Here is a 21,983-nt window from a genome sequence, read left to right as displayed (position 1 = left end):
AGAGTCGACGGACGACGGATCGGCAAGCGCCATCACCCCGCGGCAAATTCGCGAAGCACAAAAAAACGGGCCCGTCACCGGGCCCGCGAACGGAGAGGACTTGCGCCGAGGGCCCGGGGGCAGGCGCTGCGCAGCGGCTTACTTCGCCGCGCCGCCCTCGAACCACGCGGCGAGCCTGGTGCGCTCGTCGTCGGTCATGTGCGTGACGTTGCCGATCGGCATCGCCTTCAGGCGCACGGCCTGCTCGTAGATGCGCTGCGCGTTCTTCGACACTTCGTCCGGCGTGTCGAACATCACGCCGGCGGGCGCGCTGCCCATCAGCGTCGGCTTGGCCGAGTGGCACTCGACGCAGCGCTGCTGCAGGATCGGCATGATGTCGTTGATCACGACCTTCGGCGCGTTCGCGGCCTGCGCTTCCGGTGCGACCGGCTTCGGTGTCGTCCATGCCAGCGCGCCTGCCAGCAGCGCGACGCCGCCGATCGGCAGGTACCACAGCTGCTTGCCGCGGTGACGCATCACGAAGAACTGGCGGATCAGCGCGCCGGCCAGCATGATCAGCACGAGCACGACCCAGTTGAACTTGTTCGCGTACGTCATCGCGTAGTGGTTCGACAGCATCGCGAACACGACGGGCAGCGTGAAGTAGGTGTTGTGCACCGAGCGCTGCTTGCCGCGCTTGCCGTAGATCGGGTTCGGCTCCTCGCCCTTGAGCATCTTGTTGACCATCTTGCGCTGGCCGGGGATGATCACGAAGAACACGTTCGCCGACATGATCGTCGCGAGCATCGCGCCGACGATCAGGTACGCGGCGCGGCCCGCGAAGATGTGGCACGCGAGGTATGCGGCGGCGACCACGTAGATGCCGACGCAGATGCCGAGCACGCGGTCGTTGGTGCCGAGCAGGCGGCACAGCGAGTCGTAGACGATCCAGCCGGCCATCAGGAAGCTGAGCGCGGACGCGACCGCGACCACCGGGCCCATGTCGAGCACGTTCTTGTCGATCAGGTACGTGTTCGGCGCGAGCAGGTACAGCACGAAGAACAGCGAGAAGCCCGACAGCCAGGTCGTGTACGACGGCCACTTCGACCAGTGCAGCTCTTCAGGCATCTCGGGCGGCGCGACCGTGTACTTCTGCATGTTGTAGAAGCCGCCGCCGTGGACGTGCCACAGCTCGCCGAACACGCCGCGCTTGCGCTGGTTCGGGTCGACCGGCGGTTTCAGGCTGTTGTCGAGCGCGACGAAATAGAAGGACTCGCCGATCCACGCGATGGCGACGATGACGTGCAGCCATCGCAGCGCGAGGTTCAGCCAGTCGGTGATGAAGCCTTCCATGAAACTCCTCCAGACTCAGATCGTTGTCTTGTTGCGGGCGGCCGATACGTGTGTCAGCTGCCGCGATAGGTGCTGTACGACCACGGCGACACGAGCAGCGGCACGTGGTAGTGCGCGCCCGGGTCGGCGATGCCGAAGCGCAGCACGACGCGATCGACGAAACGGGGTTCGGGCACCTTCACGCCGAGCGACGCGAAGTAGTCGCCGGCATGGAACACCAGTTCGTATTCGCCGGCGGCGAGCGCGTCGCCTTCGAGCAGCGGCGCGTCGCAGCGGCCGTCGCTATTGGTCAGCACGGTCTTGATCGCACGGCGCGATTCGCCGTCCAGCGCGTAGAGGTCCACCTTGAGCGCGGCGCCGGGACGACCGTGCGCCGTATCGAGTACGTGGGTAGTGAGCTTTCCCATTCGTTGCGTCCTTGTGTGAATGCGAGGTTCGGCGGCGGCCCGATCCAATGTCTGTGCGGCGGATCGAGGCTCCACGTCACGTGGCTACATACCCGTCGGCGAGTTGAAGCGAGCGCCGTGCAGGCATTCTAAGAAGGTTCGCCATGCAAAACCGCGAGCGATAGCAAAGATAATGCGCCGCGCATGAGCCACTGTCGACGGCGCGAAATGCACCGTCCCAGCGCCGTCCCGCGCGCGGCCGGACGCCTCCGCGCACCGGCCGCGCGCGTACCATATCGGAACCGTGAACTCGGCTATTCGGGATCGCGCATTGTGTGCCGCACGCGCTTGCGCGATCCTCCCGCCGTGCGCGTCGGCTTCGGCCGGCGCGCACCCCGAAGACGGCGAGCACGCCGGGTAACCGGGCCATGGCGTTCGAACGGACGCAGGCACCGGGCGTGCCGCGAATCAGCGTTCGAACGGCTTTGTGACCGCCCCGGGAACGGCCCTGGGGCAGACCGACGCGGAGAACGCATGAACCTCGAGCAGCACTCCGGCGCGCCCGCCCGCGCGCCGCACGATTCCCCATCCCGCCCGAAGACCCTGCTGGTCAAGCACGCCGACGTGCTGGTGACCATGGACGACGCGCGCCGCGAGCTGCGCGACGCGGGGCTCTACATCGAAGACAACCGGATCGTCGCGGTCGGCCCGAGCGCCGAGCTGCCCGGCACGGCCGACGAGGTGCTCGACCTGCGCGGCCACCTCGTGATCCCGGGGCTCGTGAACACGCACCACCACATGTACCAGAGCCTGACGCGCGCGATTCCGGCCGCGCAGAACGCCGAGCTGTTCGGCTGGCTGACGAACCTGTACCGGATCTGGGCGCACCTGACGCCGGAGATGATCGAGGTGTCGACGCTGACCGCGATGGCCGAGCTGCTGCAGTCCGGCTGCACGACGTCGAGCGATCATCTGTACATCTACCCGAACGGCAGCCGGCTCGACGACAGCATCGCGGCCGCGCAGCGGATCGGCATGCGCTTTCATGCGAGCCGCGGCGCGATGAGCGTCGGCCAGCGCGACGGCGGCCTGCCGCCCGACTCGGTCGTCGAGCGCGAGCCGGACATCCTGCGCGACGCGCAGCGGCTGATCGAGACCTACCACGACGAAGGGCGCTACGCGATGCTGCGCGTGGTCGTCGCGCCGTGCTCGCCGTTCTCGGTGAGCCGCGAGCTGATGCGCGATGCCGCCGTGCTCGCGCGCGAGTACGGGGTGTCGCTGCACACCCACCTTGCGGAAAACGTCAACGACATCGCGTACAGCCGCGAGAAGTTCGGGATGACGCCGGCCGAATACGCGGAGGATCTCGGCTGGGTCGGGCACGACGTGTGGCATGCGCACTGCGTGCAGCTCGACGACGCGGGCATCGGCCTGTTCGCGCGCACCGGCACGGGCGTCGCGCACTGTCCGTGCTCGAACATGCGGCTCGCGTCCGGCATCGCGCCGGTGAAGAAGATGCGGCTCGCGGGCGTGCCGGTCGGGCTCGGGGTCGACGGTTCGGCGTCCAACGACGGCGCGCAGATGGTCGCGGAAGTGCGCCAGGCGCTGCTGCTGCAGCGCGTCGGCTTCGGGCCGGATGCGATGACCGCGCGCGAGGCGCTCGAGATCGCGACGCTGGGCGGCGCGAAGGTGCTGAACCGCGACGACATCGGCGCGCTCGCGCCGGGGATGGCGGCCGACTTCGCCGCGTTCGACCTGCGCCAGCCACTGTTTGCCGGGGCGCTGCACGATCCGGTCGCGGCGCTGGTGTTCTGCGCGCCGTCGCAGACAGCGTATACGGTCGTGAACGGCAAGGTCGTCGTGCGCGAAGGGCGCCTGGCGACGCTCGATCTGCCGCCCGTCATCGCGCGCCACAACGCGCTCGCGCGGGCGCTCGTCGAGGCGTCGCGCTGACGCCGCGGCTTGCCGTCGCCACGCGCCGGTCATGGTGCGCGGCGGCGGGCCGGCGGCGGCGCGCGCCTGCCGTTACGCCTCGATCAGCGTGCGGGTGGCCTCGGCGACGAGGCCGCGCAGCCAGCGCACTTCGTCGGAGTAATGGCAGCGTTCGTGCCAGAGCTGGTAGTACTGCATCGGCGGGAAATCGAGCGGCGCCGGCACGACCGACAGCGGCAGGAATTTCGCGTAGTGATCGGCGAACAGGCGCGTCGTCGTGAAGATCAGGTCGGACTTCACGAGCACGTACGGCGCGAGGTTGAAGTACGGCAGCGTGACGACCACGTGGCGCTTCAGCCGCTCGCGCGCGAGGTGCACGTCGATTGCGCCGCGCTGGCCGACCGAGTAGGGCGTCGGCGCAAGGTGCGGCGCGTTCAGGTACTGGTCGAGCGTGAGGCCGCCGCGCTTCGCGAACGGATGCGTGTTGCTCATCAGGCAGACGATCTCGTCGACGAACAGGTTCGACAGATGCAGCTGCTCCGGCGGCTCCGGCCAGTTGCCGACCACGATGTCGAGCTTGCCGTCCTCGAGCGCGAGCTCGTAGTCGAATGCGGGGCCGAGCGAGTGGAACTCGAGCGTCGCGTTCGGCGCGGCCTGGCGGAAGCGCTCGACGACGGTCGGCACGAACAGTACGTTCAGGTAGTCGGGACAGCCGATCCGGTAGCAGCGGATCGACGTCGCCGGATCGAAGCTGTGCTGCTGGAACTTGATCCGCTCGATCTCGCGCAGCGCGTTCTGCACGGGCTCCAGCAGGCGCAGCCCGTATTCGGTCGGCACCATGCCGGACTTGCCGCGCACGAGCAGCGGGTCGCCGGTGATGTCGCGCAGGCGCCGCAGCGCGGCGCTGATCGCCGGTTGCGACTGGTTCAGTTTGACGGCCGCGCGCGTGACGCTGCGCTCCATCAACAAGGTGTGCAAGACGCGCAAGAGGTACGTGTCGATCGCCTCGCGTTGCTGACTCATGATTTCTCCGTTTATATGCCCGGGCTGATCGAGGGGGGGATGGGGTATATGGTTTTTAATATGAACGAAAAAGAGCGTCAAGCGATGGATACCCGCACGGGGCCGCCGGCACGGCAGCGACCGCGGCAGGCGTGGGGCGCACGAAGGGTGCGCGGATGCGCGGAGCGCGCATCCGGGGCATGAAGCGTGACGCGGCGCTCGCGCGTCAGTCGTCGATGCGCAGGCCGACTTTCAGCGTCACCTGCCAGTGAATCACCTGGTTGCCTTCGATGTGGCCGCGCGTCTCGGTCACCTGGAACCAGTGCAGGTTATGCAGCGTCGCCGCGGCTTTCGCGATGGCATTGCGGATCGCGTCGTCGCTCGACTCCCGCGACGAGCCGGTCAGTTCGATCAGCTTATAAATGTGGTCGCTCATGATGCGCTCCCTGTCGTGTCGGGTTCCGCCGCGGGCGCAGCGCACAAGCGCAGCCACGTGCGGAATGCGCCCGGCTTCTTGAGTGATAGGTATGATGGGCGGCAAGTTCAACCCATATCGGAGACGAGGCGCATCGTGGAAGTCGGATTTTGCGGACCGGGACTGATGGGCGCGCCGATGATTCGGCATCTGCTGGCGGCAGGCCACCGCGTCGGCGTGTGGAATCGCACGCGCGCGAAATCGGAGGCGCTCGCGGCCGCCGGCGCGCAGGTCGTCGATACGCCGCGCGCGCTGGCGGAGCAGGTCGAAACGGTGCTGTTGTGCGTGCTGGACGCGCGCGCGGTCGGCGACGTCGTGTTCGGCCCGGACGGCCTGCTGTCCGGCGACGCGGCGGCGCGCTGCGTGCGGCGCATCGTCGACCACTCGAGCATTCCGCCCGGCGTGACGCGCGATTATGCGAAGCGCGCGGCGGACCTCGGCGTCGGCTGGGTCGACGCGCCGGTGTCGGGCGGCGTGCCCGGCGCGCAGGCCGGCACGCTTGCGGTGATGGCGGGCGGCCGGGCGGAGGATCTCGATGCGGTGCGGCCGCTGATCGATGCGTACGCCGCGCGCATCACGCACATGGGCGACGCGGGCGCGGGCCAGACCGCGAAGCTGTGCAACCAGGCGATCGTCACCGCGACCGTCACCGCGATCGCCGAGGCGGTGGGTCTCGCGCAGGCGAGCGGCATCGACGCCGCGCGCCTCGCGCAAGCGCTTGCCGGCGGCTGGGCGGATTCGGTGCTGCTGCAGACGTTCGTGCCGCGCATGACCTCGGGCGGACACGCGCGGGGCGGCCATCCGCCGATCGGCGCGCTCGGCACGTTTCAGAAGGACGTCGACACGATTGCCGACGCGGCGCGCGACACGGGCGCGGTGATGCCGGTGTCGGCCACCGTACAGCAGGTGCTGCGGCTCGGCGCGGCGATGGGGCTCGCCGACGCGGACTTCGCCGCGTTCATCGATATCGTCAGGCCGGGGAACGGGCGCCGGCAGGCGTGACGGCGACGCATGAATGGCAGATGGGCCGCGCGGAGGCGGCCCATCAAAAACCGGCGTTGAATCAGCCGAGAGAGCGGGGCGTCGTGTCCCCGGCGTTCTGTCGACCGAGCCCGCTGCGCAGGCTCGCTTTCGCGCCTGCACCAAATTCGGGCAGGATGCGCGCACGCGCGCGGCTCGCGAACACGAGGAAGCCGAAGCCATTGGATTCGTACCAGTAGCCGCCGTTTTCGAGGCCGTCGAGCGGCTGTTCGAGCGCGTTGGCGATCGACTCGATGCAGCGCTTGCGCAGTTCGGCGATCGCCGGGTACGGCGGCTGCGCGCCGCGCACGCTGCACAGGAGCACGTCCAGGCCGGGAAGCACATGCGCGTACAGCACCGGTTCGTCCTGCGCGCGGGCGCGCGCGATCTTGGTGTCGAGCTGGGCGAACGGTTTCGAGTGGCGCAATACCGCGAGGAATGATTCCTGGCCGTCCTGCTGCGCGCGTCGACGTTTCTTCGGGAAGGACATAAACACTCGCCTCAAAAACAATTGCAAGAAATGCGGCATTTTCATGCGACCCACTCCCGGCTATGTACGCCGCATGTCGATCCTTTATAGCACACGAAAATGCTGCGCTCGTGCGGTGCGACGATCGATGTCTCCCGTCGACCCGCTCGCCACGATCGACACAGTCAGCGCTTGGCGCCTGTACTGTCGTTTAGTCTCCATGATAGACCCGGTTTCCCGGCGCGTGCATCCGCTCGTCACAAAAAAATGCAAGGCGCCGGCGCGGCGTCCCGCATGGGGCGCGGCAACAAAAAGGCCCGCACGCGGCGGGCCTGGCTGACGACGGCGAGCGGTTGCTCAGCGCTGCTTGAGCGAATCGCGGATCTCGCGCAGCAGCACGATGTCTTCCGGCGTCGCGGCCGGCGCGGCTTCCGCGGGCTTGCGCAGCTTGTTGATGAATTTCACCATCAGGAAAATGATGAACGCGAGGATGATGAAGTTGATCAGCACGGTGATGAACGAACCGTAGCCGAACGCCGCGACGCCCGCGGCCTGCAGGTCCTTGAACGAATCGGGATTACCCTTGAACGACGGCGGGATCGTGCCGAGCAGTACGAACTTGTTCGAGAAATCCAGGCCGCCCGTCAGGACGCCGATGACCGGCATGATCAGGTCCTTCACGATCGAGTCGACGATCTTCGAGAACGCGCCGCCGATGATCACGCCGACGGCGAGATCCATCACGTTGCCCTTGACGGCGAACTCCTTGAATTCCTTGATGATGCTCATGAGCGGCTTTCTCCTGGTTGGGGCAAAGGAAGGCGTGCCGCGACGCGTTGCGTCGAATTCAGGGTCGGTGGCACGCCGATGGCCGCATGATAGCGAACGTGCCCCATTGCCGATAGCCCATCTTGAAATGATTGACAAATCGGCGCGGCGGGCGCGCTCCGCAAGGCCGGAGCCCGCCCGCGCGGGACGCTGACGCGCGATGCGGCAGCGTCCGAACCGAGACGATCAGGTGTCCGTCCAGCCGTCGTCGTTGCTGCCGAGATCGACGCCGCCGCTGCTGCCGCTACTGCCGTTGTCCCAGTTCGTGTCGTCGCCGCGGCCGAGGTCGAAGCCCTGATCGGCATCGCGCCGGCGGTGCTCGTCGTCGACGATCACGTCGCGTTCGATCACGCGGTCGCGGCCGCCCGACATCGCCTGTCCGAGCAGCACGCCGGTCAAGAGTCCGCCCATGCCGCCGCCGAAGCCGCCGCCACCTTGCTGGATCACGACGGGCGGTTGCTGCTGCGGCGGATACTGCGGCGGAACCTGCTGCGGCGGGTAGGGCTGGCCCTGCGCGCCGCTCAGGCGGTCCGCTTCCTGCGCGAACACCGAGCCGCTGCCGCCGGCCGGCGCGCTCGCCGGCGCAGCCGGATCGGGCCGGCCTTCGACGCGGGCCTTCACGCTCGCGTGGCGTTTCTCGAGCTCGTCGACGCGGTACGACGGCACCGGGTTCTTGCCGTTCGACAGCGCTTCGACGAGTTCGCGTGCATCGGTCTCGATCCCCTCGAGCTCGCTCGTCAGCGCGGCGGCGCCCGGCGCCGTCGACAGGCGCGCGTCGAGCTTGAGCGGGCGGATGTCGTTGAGCACGTCGGTCGCGCGCTTCAACTGCGCGCGGCGTTCGTCGTCGGCGCGCGTGTCGCCGGCCGAGCGCGCGCGCCGCAGCGTCCAGCGCAGCACCAGCGCGATCACCGCGACGATCAGGCCAAGGCCGATCCACATGCCGACCGACGGCCCGTGCTTTTCGGCGGGCGCCGCGGCGGGCGCGAGCGACGACTGCAGCGTGCCGCTCCGGGCGCTTGCCGACGGCGCGTTGCTCACGCGGCCGGCGTCCGCGCGGAGGCGCGCTTCCGTCTGCGCGAAGCGCGAAGGATCGGTGAACCGCAGCTGCGGATCGAGCGTCTTCGCGCGTTGCAGCTGCGCGAGCGCGTCGGACGCGCGGCCTTCGCGATCGAGCACCTGTGCATACAGATAGTGCGCGTGCGCGTTGTTCGGATGCGCATCGATGACTTGCGACAGCTGCGTGTCGGCGCGCTGCCAGTCGCGCTGCGCGATCGACTGCTCGATCTGCTGCAGCGACGGTACCGCGAACGCGGCGGACGACAGCGTCAGCAGCGCGAAGCCGAGAGCGGCGAGGGATTTCTTCATGATCGAACCGGGCGCGTGCGCCCGTCTCCTGACGATCGATGCGCGCCGCGCCGGAACCCGGGGCGGCGCGCGCCGGTTACTGCGCGGGCGTATCGAGCTGCTTCTTCAGTGCGGCGAGTCGATCCTCGACCGACGGGCCCTTGTTCAGCGCGGCGAGCTTGTCGTCGAGCGCCTTGCCGCTCGACGTGTCGGCCGAATTGAGGCGGGCGTCCGAGCGCGCGTTCTGCAGCGCGACCTTGTCCTCGAGCTTCTGGAAATCTTCCGACAGGTTCTTGCCGCCGATCCCGCCGAGCGCGGTGGCCGCGACGTCCTTCGCCTGCGCGATTTCCTGCTTCGCCTGCAGGATGTTCGAGCGGGCGTTCAGGTCGTTGCGGCGCTGGCGCATCTCGGCGATCTGCCCCTTCAGCTTGTCGACCGACGGCTCGAGCGTCGCGAGTTCCGCGGCGAGCGCGTCGCGCTCCGCCTCGGCATTCGCCTGCGCACCGAGCGCCTCGCGCGCGAGCGACTCGTCGCCCGACTGCAGCGCGCGCTTGGCGCCGTCCTCGTACTTCTTCACCTTGTCGTCGGCCGCATCGCGCTTGCTGCGCTGGGTCGCGACCTGCGCCTCGATCTCGATCAGCGAGTTCTCGGCGCGGCCGATGCTGTCGTCGAGCTCTCGCACGATCTGCCGTGCGTCGCGCGACGGGTCCTGCACCGAGTCGGCCGTGTCGTTCAGCAAGCCCTTGAGCGTGCGCGAAATAGAGTCGAAAAGCGACATGAAATCCTCCGTGTGTGAAAGGCGCCGCGTCGTGGCGGCGTGACCCTCGGCGGTGCCGGGTCCGGCCCGCGATTGCCGGCGAATATTACACCACCGGATCACTTAAATACGGCTTAAGCGCGCAAGTTCAAGCGCTGCGAATGCCGAGCCGGGAAACCGCGCGCCGAGTCTTTCATGATTGAAAGCTCGGATGCGCGGGTTTTCGTGTTCATGATAGGCCGGGCGGGCGGGCAAAAAGACGCGCGCAGCGCCGCGGCACGGGAATTTTTACAAAAAATCGCGAAGCTAATCGATTGATTTCATTAAAATGCGCTGTCACGTCGCGGGAACGGATCGCCGCGCGACGCGGTCTGTCGACGTGACGAATGTGTCACGATGCACTCTCTCTCGATTCATCCGCTTGCATTCCGCATGCGTCCGAGGGCGCGATGCGCGCCCGCCATTCCGACATGCCAATTATCAAACGACCGCCTTCTCCTCCCGCCAAGAACGAACCTCACTACACGCTGCGCCGTTCGCCTGCGGGAGCCTATTACACCGATGACGACGACCGCGATGCGCACAGCGGCGGGTCGCATGATGGCGGCGGCGGGGGCCGCCGCTCGTTCCGCTCGCGCGTCGCGCTGTGGTTCGTCGGCCTGTTCGCCACGCTGGCCGTCGTCGGCGCGCTGATCGTCGGCTATGCGCTCGTCGTGATGGCGCCGCAGCTGCCGTCGCTCGATGCGCTGACGAACTACCAGCCGAAGGTGCCGCTGCGCGTCTACACCGCCGATCACGTGCTGATCGGCGAATTCGGCGAGGAGCGCCGCAGCCTCGTGCGCTTCCAGGAGATTCCCGACGTGATGAAGAAGGCGGTGCTCGCGATCGAGGACTACCGCTTCTACGAACACGGCGGCGTCGACTTCCTCGGCATCCTGCGCGCCGGCGTCGCCGACCTGATGCACGGCGGCGCGCGCCAGGGCGCGAGCACGATCACGATGCAGGTCGCGCGCAACTTCTTCCTGTCGAGCGAGAAGACCTACACGCGCAAGATCTACGAAATGCTGCTCGCGTACAAGATCGAGAAGGCCCTGACGAAGGACCAGATCCTCGAGCTGTACATGAACCAGATCTACCTCGGCCAGCGTTCGTACGGCTTCGCCGCGGCCGCGCGCGTGTACTTCGGCAAGGACCTGAAGGACATCACGCTCGCGGAAGCCGCGATGCTGGCGGGCCTGCCGAAGGCGCCGTCCGCGTACAACCCGGTCGTCAATCCGAAGCGCGCGAAGGTGCGCCAGCAATACATCCTGAAGCGGATGCTCGAGGTCGGCTACATCACGCAGCCGCAGTACGACCAGGCGCTCAAGGAAGAGATCCACGTGCGCACGCCGGGTAACCAGTACGCGGTGCACGGCGAGTACGTCGCCGAGATGGTGCGGCAGATGATGTACGCGCAGTACAAGGACGAGACGTATACGCGCGGCCTGACGGTCACGACGACGATCAATGCGGCGGACCAGGAAGCGGCGTACCAGGCGGTGCGGCGCGGCATTCTCGATTACGAGCGCCGCCACGGCTATCGCGGGCCGGAAGGCTTCATCACGCTGCCGGCGGCCGGCGACGATCGCGACGAGGCGATCGACGACGCGCTCGCCGACCACCCGGACAACGGCGACCTGCAGTCGGCGGTGGTGCTGGCCGCCGCGCCGAACGCGGTCGAGGTGCAGTTCGTCGGCGGCGCGACGACGACGATCGGCGCGGGCGGGCTGCGCTTCGTCGCGGCGGCGCTCGGGCCGCGCGCGAACAGCGCGCTGAAGATCAAGCCCGGTTCGATCGTGCGCGTGCTGAAGGAAGCGAAGACGGGCTGGCAGGTCGTGCAGCTGCCGCAGGTCGAGGGCGCGCTCGTCGCGATCGCGCCGCAGGACGGCGCGATCCGCTCGCTCGTCGGCGGCTTCGACTACAACAAGAGCAAGTTCAACCACGTCACGCAGGCATGGCGTCAGCCGGGCTCGTCGTTCAAGCCGTTCGTCTACTCGGCGTCGCTCGACAAGGGGCTCGGACCGGCGACGATCATCAACGACGCACCGCTGTACTTCCCGCCGAGCGTGCCGGGCGGCACCGCATGGGAGCCGAAGGACGACGACCAGCCGGATGGCCCGATGTCGATGCGCACCGGCCTGCAGCGTTCGAAGAACCTCGTGTCGATCCGCATTCTCGCGTCGATCGGCACGCAGTACGCGCAGGAGTATGTGACGCAGCGCTTCGGCTTCGATCCGGCGAAGACGCCGCCGTATCTGCCGATGGCGCTCGGCGCGGGGCTCGTCACGCCGCTGCAGCTCGCGACCGGCTACGCGGTGTTCGCGAACGGCGGCTACAAGGTCGACCCGTACCTGATCGCCGAAGTCGACGACGCGCGCGGCCAGCCGCTGCAGAAGGCGCAGCCGGTGATCGCCGGCGGCACCGCGCCGCGCACGATCGAAGGCCGCAACGCGTACGTGATGAACAGCCTGCTGCACACGGTCGCGACGGCCGGCACGGGCGCCGGCTCCAACGTGCTGGGTCGCGGCGACCTGCAGGGCAAGACGGGTACGACCAACGACGCGAAAGACGGCTGGTTCGCCGGCTATCAGCAGTCGCTCGTCGCGGTCGCGTGGATGGGCTTCGACCAGCCGAAGAGCCTCGGCAGCCGCGAATTCGGCGCGCAGCTCGCGCTGCCGATCTGGGTGGGCTACATGCGCACCGCGCTGCAGGGCGTGCCCGAGCAGCCGATGCCGATGCCCGACGGGCTGACGACGATCGACGGCGAGCTGTACTACGCGGATCGCACGCCGGGCGCCGGCTTCGTCGCGAGCGTCGACATCAACCCGGCGGCCAATGCGATGAGCGCGAACGACGCGCTCGGCTCGGCCGGCGCGGCGGGCCTGGCGCCGCCGCCGGTGACCGCGCAGGAGAAGCAGCAGATCATGGACATGTTCGAAAGCAACAAGCCCTGATGCGGTAGCGGCTTAGCGAATCGACGGGCGCCTGCGGGCGCCCGTTTTTTTGGGGGCCGCGAGTCAGAACGACGCGCAGGTCGGCGCAAGCGTCATGCCGACCGCGTCCTGCTTGAACCGCTCGACGTACGCACGGCGGATCGCCGACAGACGCTCGAGCGTGTCGCCGGCGACGATGCGCACGACGAAGCTGTCTTCCCGCGTGATCCGGCCGGTCGCGCGGTCGCGCCACTGGCCGCGGGTATCCCATGACGTGAAGCCGTCCGGGAAGCGCGGTGTGACGACGTCGGAGAGGAAGGCGGCGCGTTCGGCGTCGGTGACGGGGCCGCGCCCCGCGATGTCGCGTCCGAACAGCAGGTCGGCCTGCAACTGGCGGCTGCCCCCAGCCTGCGCGCAGAACGCCGGTTCGCCCGCGGCCGGCGGTTGCGTGGCCGCGCAGCCGGATAGCAGGGCGATGCCGAATACGAGGCCGGTCGACAGGAAGCGCATGCAGGTGTCCTTTGTTGGGCGCGCAATGCTCGCGAGTCTGTCACGGTCGAACGCGGATTCCAAGCTGGCTGAAATATCGGGAGGAAGGCGGGCCGCGGTGGCGGCCCGCGTCGCGGGCGCGCCGCACGAACCCTTGTGCATCAACGACTTGGCGCGCCGATCCCGCCCTTATCAACATGCCTGTCAACAGAAATTGTGGATAACCTGCGGTGACGGCGAACATTGCCCAATCTGCGGCGTGCCCGGGGGCGATGTTTGTTTGTTTAATAAAAACAATGGCTTGGGGCGCTTTCCGGCAAGTTCTCCACAGTCCTGTCAACAAAAACTGGGGATAACCCTAATCTGCGCGACGGGCTGCGCCCGGCCGCTGCCGCAAACCGCATCGCGCGGGGAAAGCCCTGTCCGATCAACGCGTTGGCGCAGTTTCCAGAAACTTTTCAACAGGCTCTTCAACACGAACCGTGGATAACCTCGCGCGGCGTCAGCGCAGCAGTTTTGCATGTGCGAGGTGCATGCCGAGCGTGACCGGGTCGGTGTTGGTGCCCGACAGCAGCACGCCGACCCGCTTGCCCTGCAGCGTTTCGCGCAGCGGGCCGAGCAGGGCGGCCATCGCCGCCGCGCAGGCCGGCTCGACGGCGACCTTCAGGTGCGAGAACAGGTACAGCATTGCCGTGCGCAGCGCGTCGTCGGAGACGGTGACGATGCTGTCGATGTGCCGGCGGCACAGCTGGTAGCTGTATTCCTCGGTATGCGGCGCCATCAGCGAATCGGCGATCGTGTGCATCGCGGCCATCTTGACCGTGTGGTTGGCCGCGAAGCTGCGGCTCATCGCGTCGGCGCCCTCAGGCTCGACGCCATACACGTGCACGCGCGGATTCGCGAGCCGCAGCGCGGTCGACACGCCGGCCGCGAGCCCGCCGCCGCCGATCGGCACGATCACCGCGTCGAGGTCGGGCGTCTGCGTCGCCCATTCGTAGCCGAGCGTCGCGGTGCCGAGGATCGTGTGATAGCCGTTGAACGGATGGATGAAGAAGCGGCCTTCCTCGGCCTCGATCCGGCGCACGAGATCGAACGCCTGCGACGCGCTTGCCGCGAGCACGACCTCCGCGCGGTACTGCTTGCATTGCGCGATGCGCGTCGGGCTCGCGGTATGGAACATCACGACCTTCGCGCTGCTGCCGAGCCGCATCGCCGCATACGCGACCGCCGCCGCATGGTTGCCGGCCGACACGCAGGTGACCCCGGCATTGCGGCGCGCCTCGTCGAGCGCGAGCAGGTGCGTGAACGCGCCGCGCGCCTTGAAGCTGCCGCTGGCCTGCAGCAGCTCGAACTTGAAGTTGACGTGCGTGCCTTCGAGCGAAGGCAGGTCGGCGCGCTCGAACACCGGCGTGCGCGAGACCCACGGCGACAGCGCGAAGTGCTGCGCGGCGATTTCGTCGAGCGTCGGGATCGGCTCGCCGTCGATCGTGTGGGCGGTGCCCTGTTGTGTAGTCGACATGGCCTGGCGTGTGGGAGGGAGGAGGGCCGGCCCGCCCACGCGAGCCGGCGTGGCGGGAAACGCTCAGTGCGCGTCGACCGACATGCTGCGGATGAACTTGCGCAGGAACTGCTCGCATTCGGCCAGTTGCGCGAGCTCCACGTATTCGTTCGGCTTGTGCGCCTGCTCGATGTAGCCGGGCCCGCACACGACGCTCGGGATGCCCGCGCGTTCGAACAGGCCGGCCTCGGTGCCGTACGCGACCTTGCGCTTGTCCTGGTCGGCGGTCAGCGCCCGCACGAGCTGCGTGATCGCCGCCTGCTCGGTCGCGTCGAGACCGGGCGCCGCGGCGATCTTCGCGAATTCGATCGCCGCGTTCGGATGCTCGCGCCGCATCTGCGGCAGCAGCGTTTCCTGCGCATAGGCTTCGATGCGCGCGAAGATCTGCTCCGGATCGAGCGTCGGCAGGTTGCGGAACTCGAAATCGAAACGGCATTCGGCCGGCACCGTGTTGATCGCGTTGCCGCCCTGGATCGTGCTCGTCTGCGCGGTCGAGAACGGCACGTCGTAGAGCGCGTCGAACGGGCCTTCGGCGCGGAAGCGCTCGGCGATGTCGCGGATGTGGCAGATGAGGCGCGCCGCGTATTCGATCGCATTCAGCCCCTTCGGCGTCAGCGACGAGTGCGCCGCGTGGCCGCGCACGCAGCAGCGGTACGCGTTGATGCCCTTGTGCGCGATGATCGGGCGCATCCCGGTCGGCTCGCCGACGATGCAGCCGGACGGCTTCACGCCGCGCTTGACCAGATCCGCGATCATCAGCGGCGCGCCCGCGCAGCCGATTTCCTCGTCGTAGGAAAGCGCGAAATGGATCGGCTTCGCGAGCTTCGCCGCCTGCATCTCGGGCAGCAGCGCGAGCGCCGCGCCGATGAAGCCCTTCATGTCGCAGGTGCCGCGGCCGTACAGGCGGCCGTCGCGGAGTTCCGGCCGGAACGGGTCGCTGTCCCACTGCTGGCCGTCGACGGGCACGACGTCGGTGTGCCCGGACAGCACGATGCCGCCGTCGGTCGCGCCGTCATGCGCGGGGACGGTCGCGAACAGGTTGGCCCAGCCTTCGCGCGGATCGTGCGTGATCACGGACGCGATGCCCCGGGCGGCGAGCGCGTCGCGCACCGTTTCGATCAGGCCGAGGTTCGGCACGCGGCTCGTCGTGTCCATCGAAACGAGCTGCCTGATCCACGGCAGGCTGACGAGCGATACGTCGTCGTGGTCGGCAGCGGCCGGGGCCGTCGCGTCGAGGGTGGGCATGGCTCAACTCCGTCGGATGAATGCGAAAATCATACTCAAAAACGCTGCGACCCGCTCTGGCGGGCCGCGATGCGCTGCAGCAACGCGGCGCCTTTCGACTCGGCAGGCCGTCGAACCGGCCGCTCAGCGCGACGCGGCGGCCGCGTCCTGCCGGTTCGAATGACCGAGCGCGCGCAGCGTCTCCTTGATCGTCGACACGCGGACCGCGAGATCCGGCGAGCGCGTCTCGATCCGCAGCTTGTCCTGTCCCGCGAGCTTGATGTGGCGATGCTTCTGCACCATCTCGATGATCCGCATCGGATCGATCGGCGGATTCGGCACGAACTGCAGCCCGATCGCCACCTCGCTCGCATCGATCTTCGTGATCCCGAGCGGCTTCGCGGCGAGCCGCAGCCGGTGCGTCTCGACGAGCGCGTGCGCCTGCGGCGGCATCTTGCCGAAGCGGTCGATCAGCTCTTCCTGGATGCCGTCGATCGCGTCGCCGTGCTCGCAGTTCGCGAGACGCTTGTACAGCGACAGCCGCTCCTGCACGTCCGCGCAGTAGTCGGCCGGCAGGATCGCGGGCGCATGCAGGTTGATCTCGGTCGTCGCGGCGAGCGGGGCGGTGAGGTCGGGCTCCTTGCCGTTCTTCAATGCCTTCACCGCGTCGTTCAGCATCTCCGTGTACAGCTGGAAGCCGATCTCGTGGATCTCGCCCGACTGCTTGTCGCCGAGCACCTCGCCGGTGCCGCGGATCTCGAGGTCGTGCATCGCGAGGTAGAAGCCCGAGCCGAGCTCCTCCATCTGCTGGATCGCTTCCAGCCGGCGCTGCGCCTGCTTGGTCAGCGCCTGCGGATCGTGGACGAGCAGGTACGCATACGCCTGGTGGTGCGAGCGGCCGACGCGGCCGCGCAGCTGGTGCAGCTGCGCGAGGCCGAACTTGTCCGAGCGGTGCATGATGATCGTGTTCGCGCTCGGCACGTCGATGCCGGTCTCGATGATCGTCGTGCACAGCAGCACGTTCGCGCGCTGCGCGACGAAATCGCGCATCACGCGCTCGAGCTCGCGCTCGTGCATCTGGCCGTGCGCGATCGCGATGCGCGCCTCGGGCACGAGTTCCTCGAGCATCGCCTTGCGATTCTCGATCGTCTCGACCTCGTTGTGCAGGAAGTACACCTGGCCGCCGCGCTTCAGCTCGCGCAGCATCGCCTCGCGGATCACGCTTTCCTCCTCGCGGCGCACGAAGGTCTTGATCGCGAGCCGCTTCTGCGGCGCGGTCGCGATCACCGAGAAGTCGCGCAGGCCCTCGAGCGCCATCCCGAGCGTGCGGGGAATCGGCGTCGCGGTCAGCGTCAGCACGTCGACTTCCGCGCGCAGCGCCTTCAGCGCTTCCTTCTGGCGCACGCCGAAGCGGTGCTCCTCGTCGATGATCACGAGGCCGAGCCGCTTGAACTGCACGTCCGACGACAGCAGCTTGTGCGTGCCGATCACGATGTCGACGCTGCCTTCGTTGATCTGCGCGATCGCCGCGTTGACTTCCTTCGCGGTCTTGAAGCGCGACAGCTCGACGATCCGCACCGGCCAGTCGGCGAAGCGGTCCGCGAAGGTCTGCGTGTGCTGCTCGGCGAGCAGCGTGGTCGGCGACAGCAGCGCGACCTGCTTGCCGCCCAGCACCGCGATGAACGCGGCGCGCAGCGCGACCTCGGTCTTGCCGAAGCCGACGTCGCCGCACACGAGGCGGTCCATCGGCTTGCCGCTCGTCATGTCGCCGATCACGGCCGCGATCGCCGCGGCCTGGTCCGGCGTTTCCTCGAAGCCGAAGCTCTCGGCGAACTTCACGTAGTCGCGCGGGTCGAGCGCGAACGCGTGGCCCTCGCGCGCCGCGCGGCGCGCGTACAGGTTCAGCAGCTCGGCCGCGGTGTCGCGGATCTGCTGCGCGGCCTTGCGCTTCGCGCGCTCCCACTGGCCCGAGCCGAGCGCGTGCAGCGGCGCGCTGTCCGGATCGGCGCCGCTGTAGCGCGAGATCACGTGCAATTGCGCGACCGGCACGTAGAGCTTGCTGTCGCCCGCGTATTCGAGGTGCAGGAATTCCGTCTCGCCTTCGCCGAGATCCATCGACACGAGGCCCATGTAGCGGCCGATCCCGTGCTGCGCATGCACGACCGGGTCGCCGACCTTCAGCTCGGACAGGTCGCGCACCATCGCGTCGACGTTGCTCGCCTGCTCCTGGCGGCGGCGCCCCGCGCGGCGGCCGAGCGCGCCGTACAGCTCGGTCTCGGTGACGATCGCGTAGCCTTCGCCCGGCACCACGAAGCCGCTCGACAGCGGCGCGACGCCGAGCGCGAAGCGTTCGTCGCTCGCGAGCCAGCCGGCGAAGTGGTCGTTCGACGTCGGCCGCAGATGGTGCTCGGCGAGCAGCTGCAGGATCGTCTCGCGGCGGCCGGCCGATTCGACGGTCAGCAGCACGCGCTTGCCCGACGTGTCGATGAACGTGCGCAGCGCGGCGAGCGGATCGTCGGCATGGCGGTCGACCGTGAGCTCGGGCAGGCCGGTCGCCCAGCCGCCCGCCGGCTGCGCGGGCAGCACGACGCGCGCGAACGGCTTCGCGAACGCGAAGAAATCCTCGTCGGACAGGAACAGGCGCTGCGGCTCGAGGATCGGCCGCTCGCGGTCGTGCGCCAGGAACGCGTGGCGCTGCTTCGTGTCGGCGGTGAAGCGGCGGATCGACGCGTCGAGGTCGCCCGTGAACACGAGATGCGCGTCCTGCGGCAGGTAGTGGAACAGCGTCGCCGTTTCGTCGAAGAAGAGGGGCAGGTAGTACTCGATGCCGGCCGACGGCACGCCGTTGCCGATGTCCTTGTAGATCGGCGCGCGGCTCGGGTCGCCTTCGAAGGTCTCGCGCCAGCGGCTGCGGAACGCGGTGCGCGCGGCCTCGTCGAACGGGAATTCGCGGCCCGGCAGCAGGCGCACTTCGCGCACCGGGTAGAGGCTGCGCTGCGTGTCCGGATCGAACGCGCGGATCGAGTCGACCTGGTCGTCGAACAGGTCGATCCGGTACGGCAGCGGCGAGCCCATCGGGAACAGGTCGATCAGCGAGCCGCGCACGCAGTATTCGCCGGGCCGCACGACCTGGCTCACGTGCTCGTAGCCGCCGAGCGTGAGCTGCGCCTTCAGCTTCGCCTCGTCGAGCCGCTCGCCCTGCGCGAACGCGAAGGTGTAGGCCGCCATGAACGACGCGGGCGGCATCCGGTACAGTGCGGTCGTCGCCGGCACGAGCAGCACGTCGCAGCGGCCTTCGCCGAGGTCGTGCAGCGTGGCGAGCCGCTCGGACACGAGGTCCTGGTGCGGCGAGAACGTGTCGTACGGCAGCGTTTCCCAGTCCGGCAGCAGGCGCACGCGCGCGTCGGGGGAGAAGTAGCGGATCTCTTGCGCGAGGCGCTGCGCGTCGACCGCGTTCGCGCAGATCACCGCGAGCAGCGGCAGGTCGTTGCGGTTGTCGGCAAGATAGCGGGCGATGGCGAGCGCATCGGCGGAGCCGTGGGCGCCGTCGAAGGCGAAGCGCTGGCCGGGCTTGACGCGTGCGACGGGCGACGCGGACGGGTTGGAAGCGTTGTCTGGCATAGGGGCGGCAGGGTAGCGGGCGCGAGGCGCATCGCGGTGCGCCGGTCGAGACGAAAGACCTATTATAAAATCCGCTTCTTGATTTCATCTTTTCGGCGTTTCCCTTCGTGACTCCCCGACTTTTTGCCCTGATTCCCTGTGCCGGCACGGGCAGCCGTTCCGGCTCGGCCGTGCCGAAGCAATACCGCACGCTCGCCGGGCGCGCGCTCCTGCATTACACGCTCGCCGCGTTCGACGGATGCAGCGAGTTCGCGCAGACGCTCGTCGTCCTCGCGCCCGACGACACGCATTTCGACGCGCGCCGCTTTGCCGGCCTGCGCTTCGCGGTGCGCCGCTGCGGCGGCGCATCGCGGCAGGCGTCGGTGCTGAACGGCCTGCTGGAGCTGACCGAATTCGGCGCAACCGACCACGACTGGGTGCTCGTGCACGACGCCGCGCGCCCCGGCATCACGCCGGAGCTGATCCGCACGCTGGTCGCGACGCTGAAGGACGACCCGGTCGGCGGGATCGTCGCGCTGCCGGTCGCGGATACGTTGAAGCGCGTGCCGGCCGGCGGCGACGCGATCGCGCGCACCGAGTCGCGCGACGCGCTGTGGCAGGCGCAGACCCCGCAGATGTTCCGCATCGGCATGCTGCGCGAAGCGATCCTGCAGGCGCAGCGGGAAGGGCACGACCTGACCGACGAGGCGAGCGCGATCGAATGGGCCGGCCATACGCCGCGCGTCGTGCAGGGCAGCCTGCGCAACTTCAAGGTCACGTATCCGGAAGACTTCGCGCTGGCGGAAGCGATCCTCGCGCGCGCCCCGCAATCCACCTGACCCCCACTCAATCTCAATCGGAACACGCATGGATTTCAGAATCGGACAAGGCTACGACGTGCACCAGCTCGTCCCGGGGCGCCCCCTCATCATCGGCGGCGTGACGATTCCATACGAGCGCGGCCTGCTGGGCCACTCGGATGCGGACGTGCTGCTGCACGCGATCACCGACGCGCTGTTCGGCGCGGCGGCGCTCGGCGACATCGGCCGCCACTTCTCCGACACCGACGCGGCCTTCAAGGGCGCGGACAGCCGCGTGCTGCTGCGCGAATGCGCGGCGCGCGTGAAGGCCGCGGGCTTCACGATCCAGAACGTCGACAGCACCGTGATCGCGCAGGCGCCGAAGCTCGCGCCGCATATCGACGGGATGCGCGCGAACATCGCCGAGGATCTCGGCCTGCCGCTCGACCGCGTGAACGTGAAGGCGAAGACCAACGAGAAGCTCGGCTATCTCGGCCGCGGCGAGGGCATCGAGGCGCAGGCCGCCGCGCTGCTGGTGAAGCAGGGCGGCTAACGGGCCGCGGCGGGGCTGGCTCGCGCGGCGGTGCGACGAGGCAGCCCGTGCCGCGGCCGGCGCCGGTTGGTCCCGCGCCGCACAAACGCTTACGGAAATGAAAAATGTCTGTTGTCAAGTTTTTTCTGTAATGGCAATGCAGGAAAAAGCTTAAACAAGACAGCCACTTAGCCTCGATTCCAGCAGCTGTGTGTCCTTGACGCTTGATAGACCAAGGGCCGTATGGGTGCCATGCAAAGACGAACCTTGGAGCAATCCAGCGGGCGTTCGCGATGCTGAGCGACAGCATGAGATTCTCACTGTTGCCGTACAAGCCGGTGATTGAGCCGCAGTTGGGGCAGCAGATCGCCGAGACAGCAAGCGGCGGTGGAGTGTCGTGGGAGATTGGACGTCAGAAAGGACTATCTATTGCTTGATCCTTTGACGTTGCTTGATGCAACCGGAACGAACTGCGGCTGCAAGAACTCCATGAATACACGCACGCGAACAGGAACTTGCCTCCCGTAGCCATGTCGTTCGACTCAGCCACTGGGTTGCATTTGCATGCTTGCATCATGAGCGCCTCTTTATCAAAAAGGATTCCACCAGTCTGACAAGCTCGGCTTTGAGCTCCAAGGAATTCAGAAAATCTTGGCGGGCTGCTTCGTGAATGGCCCCCGCCACGGCAGCGGACAAGACCAAGGCTGGAATACGGGGATCGCTCGATCGGTGATCTCGCGCGTTAGAGACAAAAAAATTCTCACAGCCTTGGCGGTACGCGGTCTCAAACAGGTAATCCATGTCGCTGGATTTCATGTTTTCCGGTGCCCCCTCCAGCAGAACCCGATGTGCGGCTGGATGGCGCGCATGCACGGCAATCATCCCGTCCACAAAAGCCGAGACACGCGCGGCCCGCGACAAACTGTTGTTGGTCGCAGTTTTCAGAACAGCCAATACCTCATCGAAATGGCGTTTTCGTACTGCCGTGACGAGCGCCGCTTTATTGGGAAAGTACTGATAGAGAGACCCGATGCTGACACCCGCCTTTTCCGCGACGGAGTTGGTGCTGACGCCTGCCCAGCCGTGCGCGCCAAGAATGTGAGCGGTGGCGTCCAGGATCGCCTCCAGCGTGGCCCGCGAACGCGCCTGCACAGGGGACTTGCGCATGACGTTCTGTCCGGTGGAAATGCGAGTAGGCAAGTGATAGGTCTCCGCGAATAATGTGAGTCATCCGCTCACATTCTAATATCTCACCTCAGCTTG

Annotated in this window: 19 protein-coding genes and 1 pseudogene; 7 read left to right on the top strand and 13 right to left on the bottom strand. The window is 67.8% G+C overall.

Annotated features, from left to right (window positions below; all coding sequences use genetic code 11):
• Positions 1 to 138 precede the first annotated feature (138 nt).
• A complete protein-coding gene (locus ACFIMZ_RS12200; protein WP_431819740.1) occupies positions 139 to 1,332 on the bottom strand; it encodes a urate hydroxylase PuuD in 1,194 nt (397 codons plus the stop codon).
• A gap of 53 nt (positions 1,333 to 1,385) precedes the next feature.
• Complete coding sequence (uraH, locus tag ACFIMZ_RS12195) at positions 1,386 to 1,739, bottom strand: hydroxyisourate hydrolase (protein ID WP_010092108.1); 354 nt, start codon at positions 1,737 to 1,739, stop codon at positions 1,386 to 1,388.
• A gap of 513 nt (positions 1,740 to 2,252) precedes the next feature.
• Between uraH and ACFIMZ_RS12190 the strand changes: the two genes are divergently transcribed.
• Positions 2,253 to 3,671, top strand: a complete 1,419-nt coding sequence (locus ACFIMZ_RS12190) for an 8-oxoguanine deaminase (protein ID WP_431819739.1) — start codon at positions 2,253 to 2,255, stop codon at positions 3,669 to 3,671.
• A gap of 72 nt (positions 3,672 to 3,743) precedes the next feature.
• Here the strand turns inward: ACFIMZ_RS12190 and ACFIMZ_RS12185 are convergent, their stop codons facing one another.
• Positions 3,744 to 4,673 carry a LysR substrate-binding domain-containing protein gene (locus tag ACFIMZ_RS12185; RefSeq protein WP_010092110.1) on the bottom strand — a complete coding sequence of 310 codons (930 nt, stop codon included), beginning with the start codon at positions 4,671 to 4,673 and terminating at the stop codon, positions 3,744 to 3,746.
• Positions 4,674 to 4,878: 205 nt separating this feature from the next.
• Positions 4,879 to 5,088: a dodecin gene (locus tag ACFIMZ_RS12180; RefSeq protein WP_042584258.1), complete on the bottom strand. Its 210-nt coding sequence runs from the start codon at positions 5,086 to 5,088 to the stop codon at positions 4,879 to 4,881.
• A gap of 135 nt (positions 5,089 to 5,223) precedes the next feature.
• Here ACFIMZ_RS12180 and ACFIMZ_RS12175 point away from each other — a divergent pair, with 135 nt between their 5' ends.
• Entirely contained in the window at positions 5,224 to 6,129 is a 906-nt protein-coding gene (locus ACFIMZ_RS12175) for an NAD(P)-dependent oxidoreductase (RefSeq protein WP_431819738.1), read from the top strand.
• 61 nt (positions 6,130 to 6,190) lie between these two features.
• Here the strand turns inward: ACFIMZ_RS12175 and ACFIMZ_RS12170 are convergent, their stop codons facing one another.
• The 4 genes from ACFIMZ_RS12170 to ACFIMZ_RS12155 form a co-directional block, all read right to left on the bottom strand.
• Positions 6,191 to 6,637 carry a hypothetical protein gene (locus ACFIMZ_RS12170; protein WP_010092113.1) on the bottom strand — a complete coding sequence of 149 codons (447 nt, stop codon included), beginning with the start codon at positions 6,635 to 6,637 and terminating at the stop codon, positions 6,191 to 6,193.
• A 336-nt stretch (positions 6,638 to 6,973) separates the two neighbouring features.
• Positions 6,974 to 7,405: a large conductance mechanosensitive channel protein MscL gene (mscL, locus tag ACFIMZ_RS12165; protein ID WP_010092114.1), complete on the bottom strand. Its 432-nt coding sequence runs from the start codon at positions 7,403 to 7,405 to the stop codon at positions 6,974 to 6,976.
• A gap of 225 nt (positions 7,406 to 7,630) precedes the next feature.
• A complete protein-coding gene (locus tag ACFIMZ_RS12160) occupies positions 7,631 to 8,809 on the bottom strand; it encodes a tetratricopeptide repeat protein (protein ID WP_431819737.1) in 1,179 nt (392 codons plus the stop codon).
• Between the two features lie 76 nt (positions 8,810 to 8,885).
• A complete protein-coding gene (locus ACFIMZ_RS12155) occupies positions 8,886 to 9,566 on the bottom strand; it encodes a PspA/IM30 family protein (RefSeq protein WP_431819736.1) in 681 nt (226 codons plus the stop codon).
• Positions 9,567 to 9,740: 174 nt separating this feature from the next.
• Between ACFIMZ_RS12155 and ACFIMZ_RS12150 the strand changes: the two genes are divergently transcribed.
• Entirely contained in the window at positions 9,741 to 9,863 is a 123-nt protein-coding gene (locus tag ACFIMZ_RS12150; protein WP_431819735.1) for a hypothetical protein, read from the top strand.
• A 152-nt stretch (positions 9,864 to 10,015) separates the two neighbouring features.
• Positions 10,016 to 12,538 (top strand): penicillin-binding protein 1A, encoded by a 2,523-nt coding sequence (locus ACFIMZ_RS12145; protein WP_431819734.1) that lies wholly within the window; start codon positions 10,016 to 10,018, stop codon positions 12,536 to 12,538.
• Positions 12,539 to 12,601: 63 nt separating this feature from the next.
• Here ACFIMZ_RS12145 and ACFIMZ_RS12140 read toward each other — a convergent pair whose 3' ends face one another.
• The 4 genes from ACFIMZ_RS12140 to mfd form a co-directional block, all read right to left on the bottom strand.
• On the bottom strand, positions 12,602 to 13,027 hold the full coding sequence (locus ACFIMZ_RS12140) for a DUF3574 domain-containing protein (RefSeq protein WP_431819733.1): 426 nt from the start codon (positions 13,025 to 13,027) through the stop codon (positions 12,602 to 12,604).
• 481 nt (positions 13,028 to 13,508) lie between these two features.
• Positions 13,509 to 14,525: a threonine/serine dehydratase gene (locus ACFIMZ_RS12135; RefSeq protein ID WP_431819732.1), complete on the bottom strand. Its 1,017-nt coding sequence runs from the start codon at positions 14,523 to 14,525 to the stop codon at positions 13,509 to 13,511.
• A 63-nt stretch (positions 14,526 to 14,588) separates the two neighbouring features.
• Positions 14,589 to 15,809, bottom strand: a complete 1,221-nt coding sequence (argE, locus tag ACFIMZ_RS12130; RefSeq protein ID WP_431819731.1) for an acetylornithine deacetylase — start codon at positions 15,807 to 15,809, stop codon at positions 14,589 to 14,591.
• Positions 15,810 to 15,932: 123 nt separating this feature from the next.
• Positions 15,933 to 19,409 carry a transcription-repair coupling factor gene (mfd, locus tag ACFIMZ_RS12125; protein ID WP_431819730.1) on the bottom strand — a complete coding sequence of 1,159 codons (3,477 nt, stop codon included), beginning with the start codon at positions 19,407 to 19,409 and terminating at the stop codon, positions 15,933 to 15,935.
• Positions 19,410 to 19,516: 107 nt separating this feature from the next.
• On the opposite strand from mfd, the gene ispD reads away from it, so the two are divergent.
• From ispD to ACFIMZ_RS12110, 3 genes and pseudogenes are all read left to right on the top strand, one after another.
• Entirely contained in the window at positions 19,517 to 20,227 is a 711-nt protein-coding gene (ispD, locus tag ACFIMZ_RS12120) for a 2-C-methyl-D-erythritol 4-phosphate cytidylyltransferase (protein WP_431819729.1), read from the top strand.
• Between the two features lie 28 nt (positions 20,228 to 20,255).
• Positions 20,256 to 20,741, top strand: coding sequence for a 2-C-methyl-D-erythritol 2,4-cyclodiphosphate synthase (gene ispF / locus ACFIMZ_RS12115; protein ID WP_095403036.1), 486 nt, complete (start codon positions 20,256 to 20,258; stop codon positions 20,739 to 20,741).
• Positions 20,742 to 20,996: 255 nt separating this feature from the next.
• Positions 20,997 to 21,157, top strand: a pseudogene (locus ACFIMZ_RS12110) (DUF3363 domain-containing protein); the annotation flags it as partial.
• Between the two features lie 136 nt (positions 21,158 to 21,293).
• Here ACFIMZ_RS12110 and ACFIMZ_RS12105 read toward each other — a convergent pair.
• A complete protein-coding gene (locus ACFIMZ_RS12105; protein ID WP_431819728.1) occupies positions 21,294 to 21,887 on the bottom strand; it encodes a TetR/AcrR family transcriptional regulator in 594 nt (197 codons plus the stop codon).
• Positions 21,888 to 21,983: the final 96 nt, after the last annotated feature.

The organism is Burkholderia sp. F1 (assembly GCF_050813845.1).
Taxonomy (GTDB): domain Bacteria; phylum Pseudomonadota; class Gammaproteobacteria; order Burkholderiales; family Burkholderiaceae; genus Burkholderia; species Burkholderia ubonensis.
The sequence above is the reverse complement of the archived record's forward strand: the minus strand, read 5'-3'. Positions and strand labels throughout refer to the sequence as shown.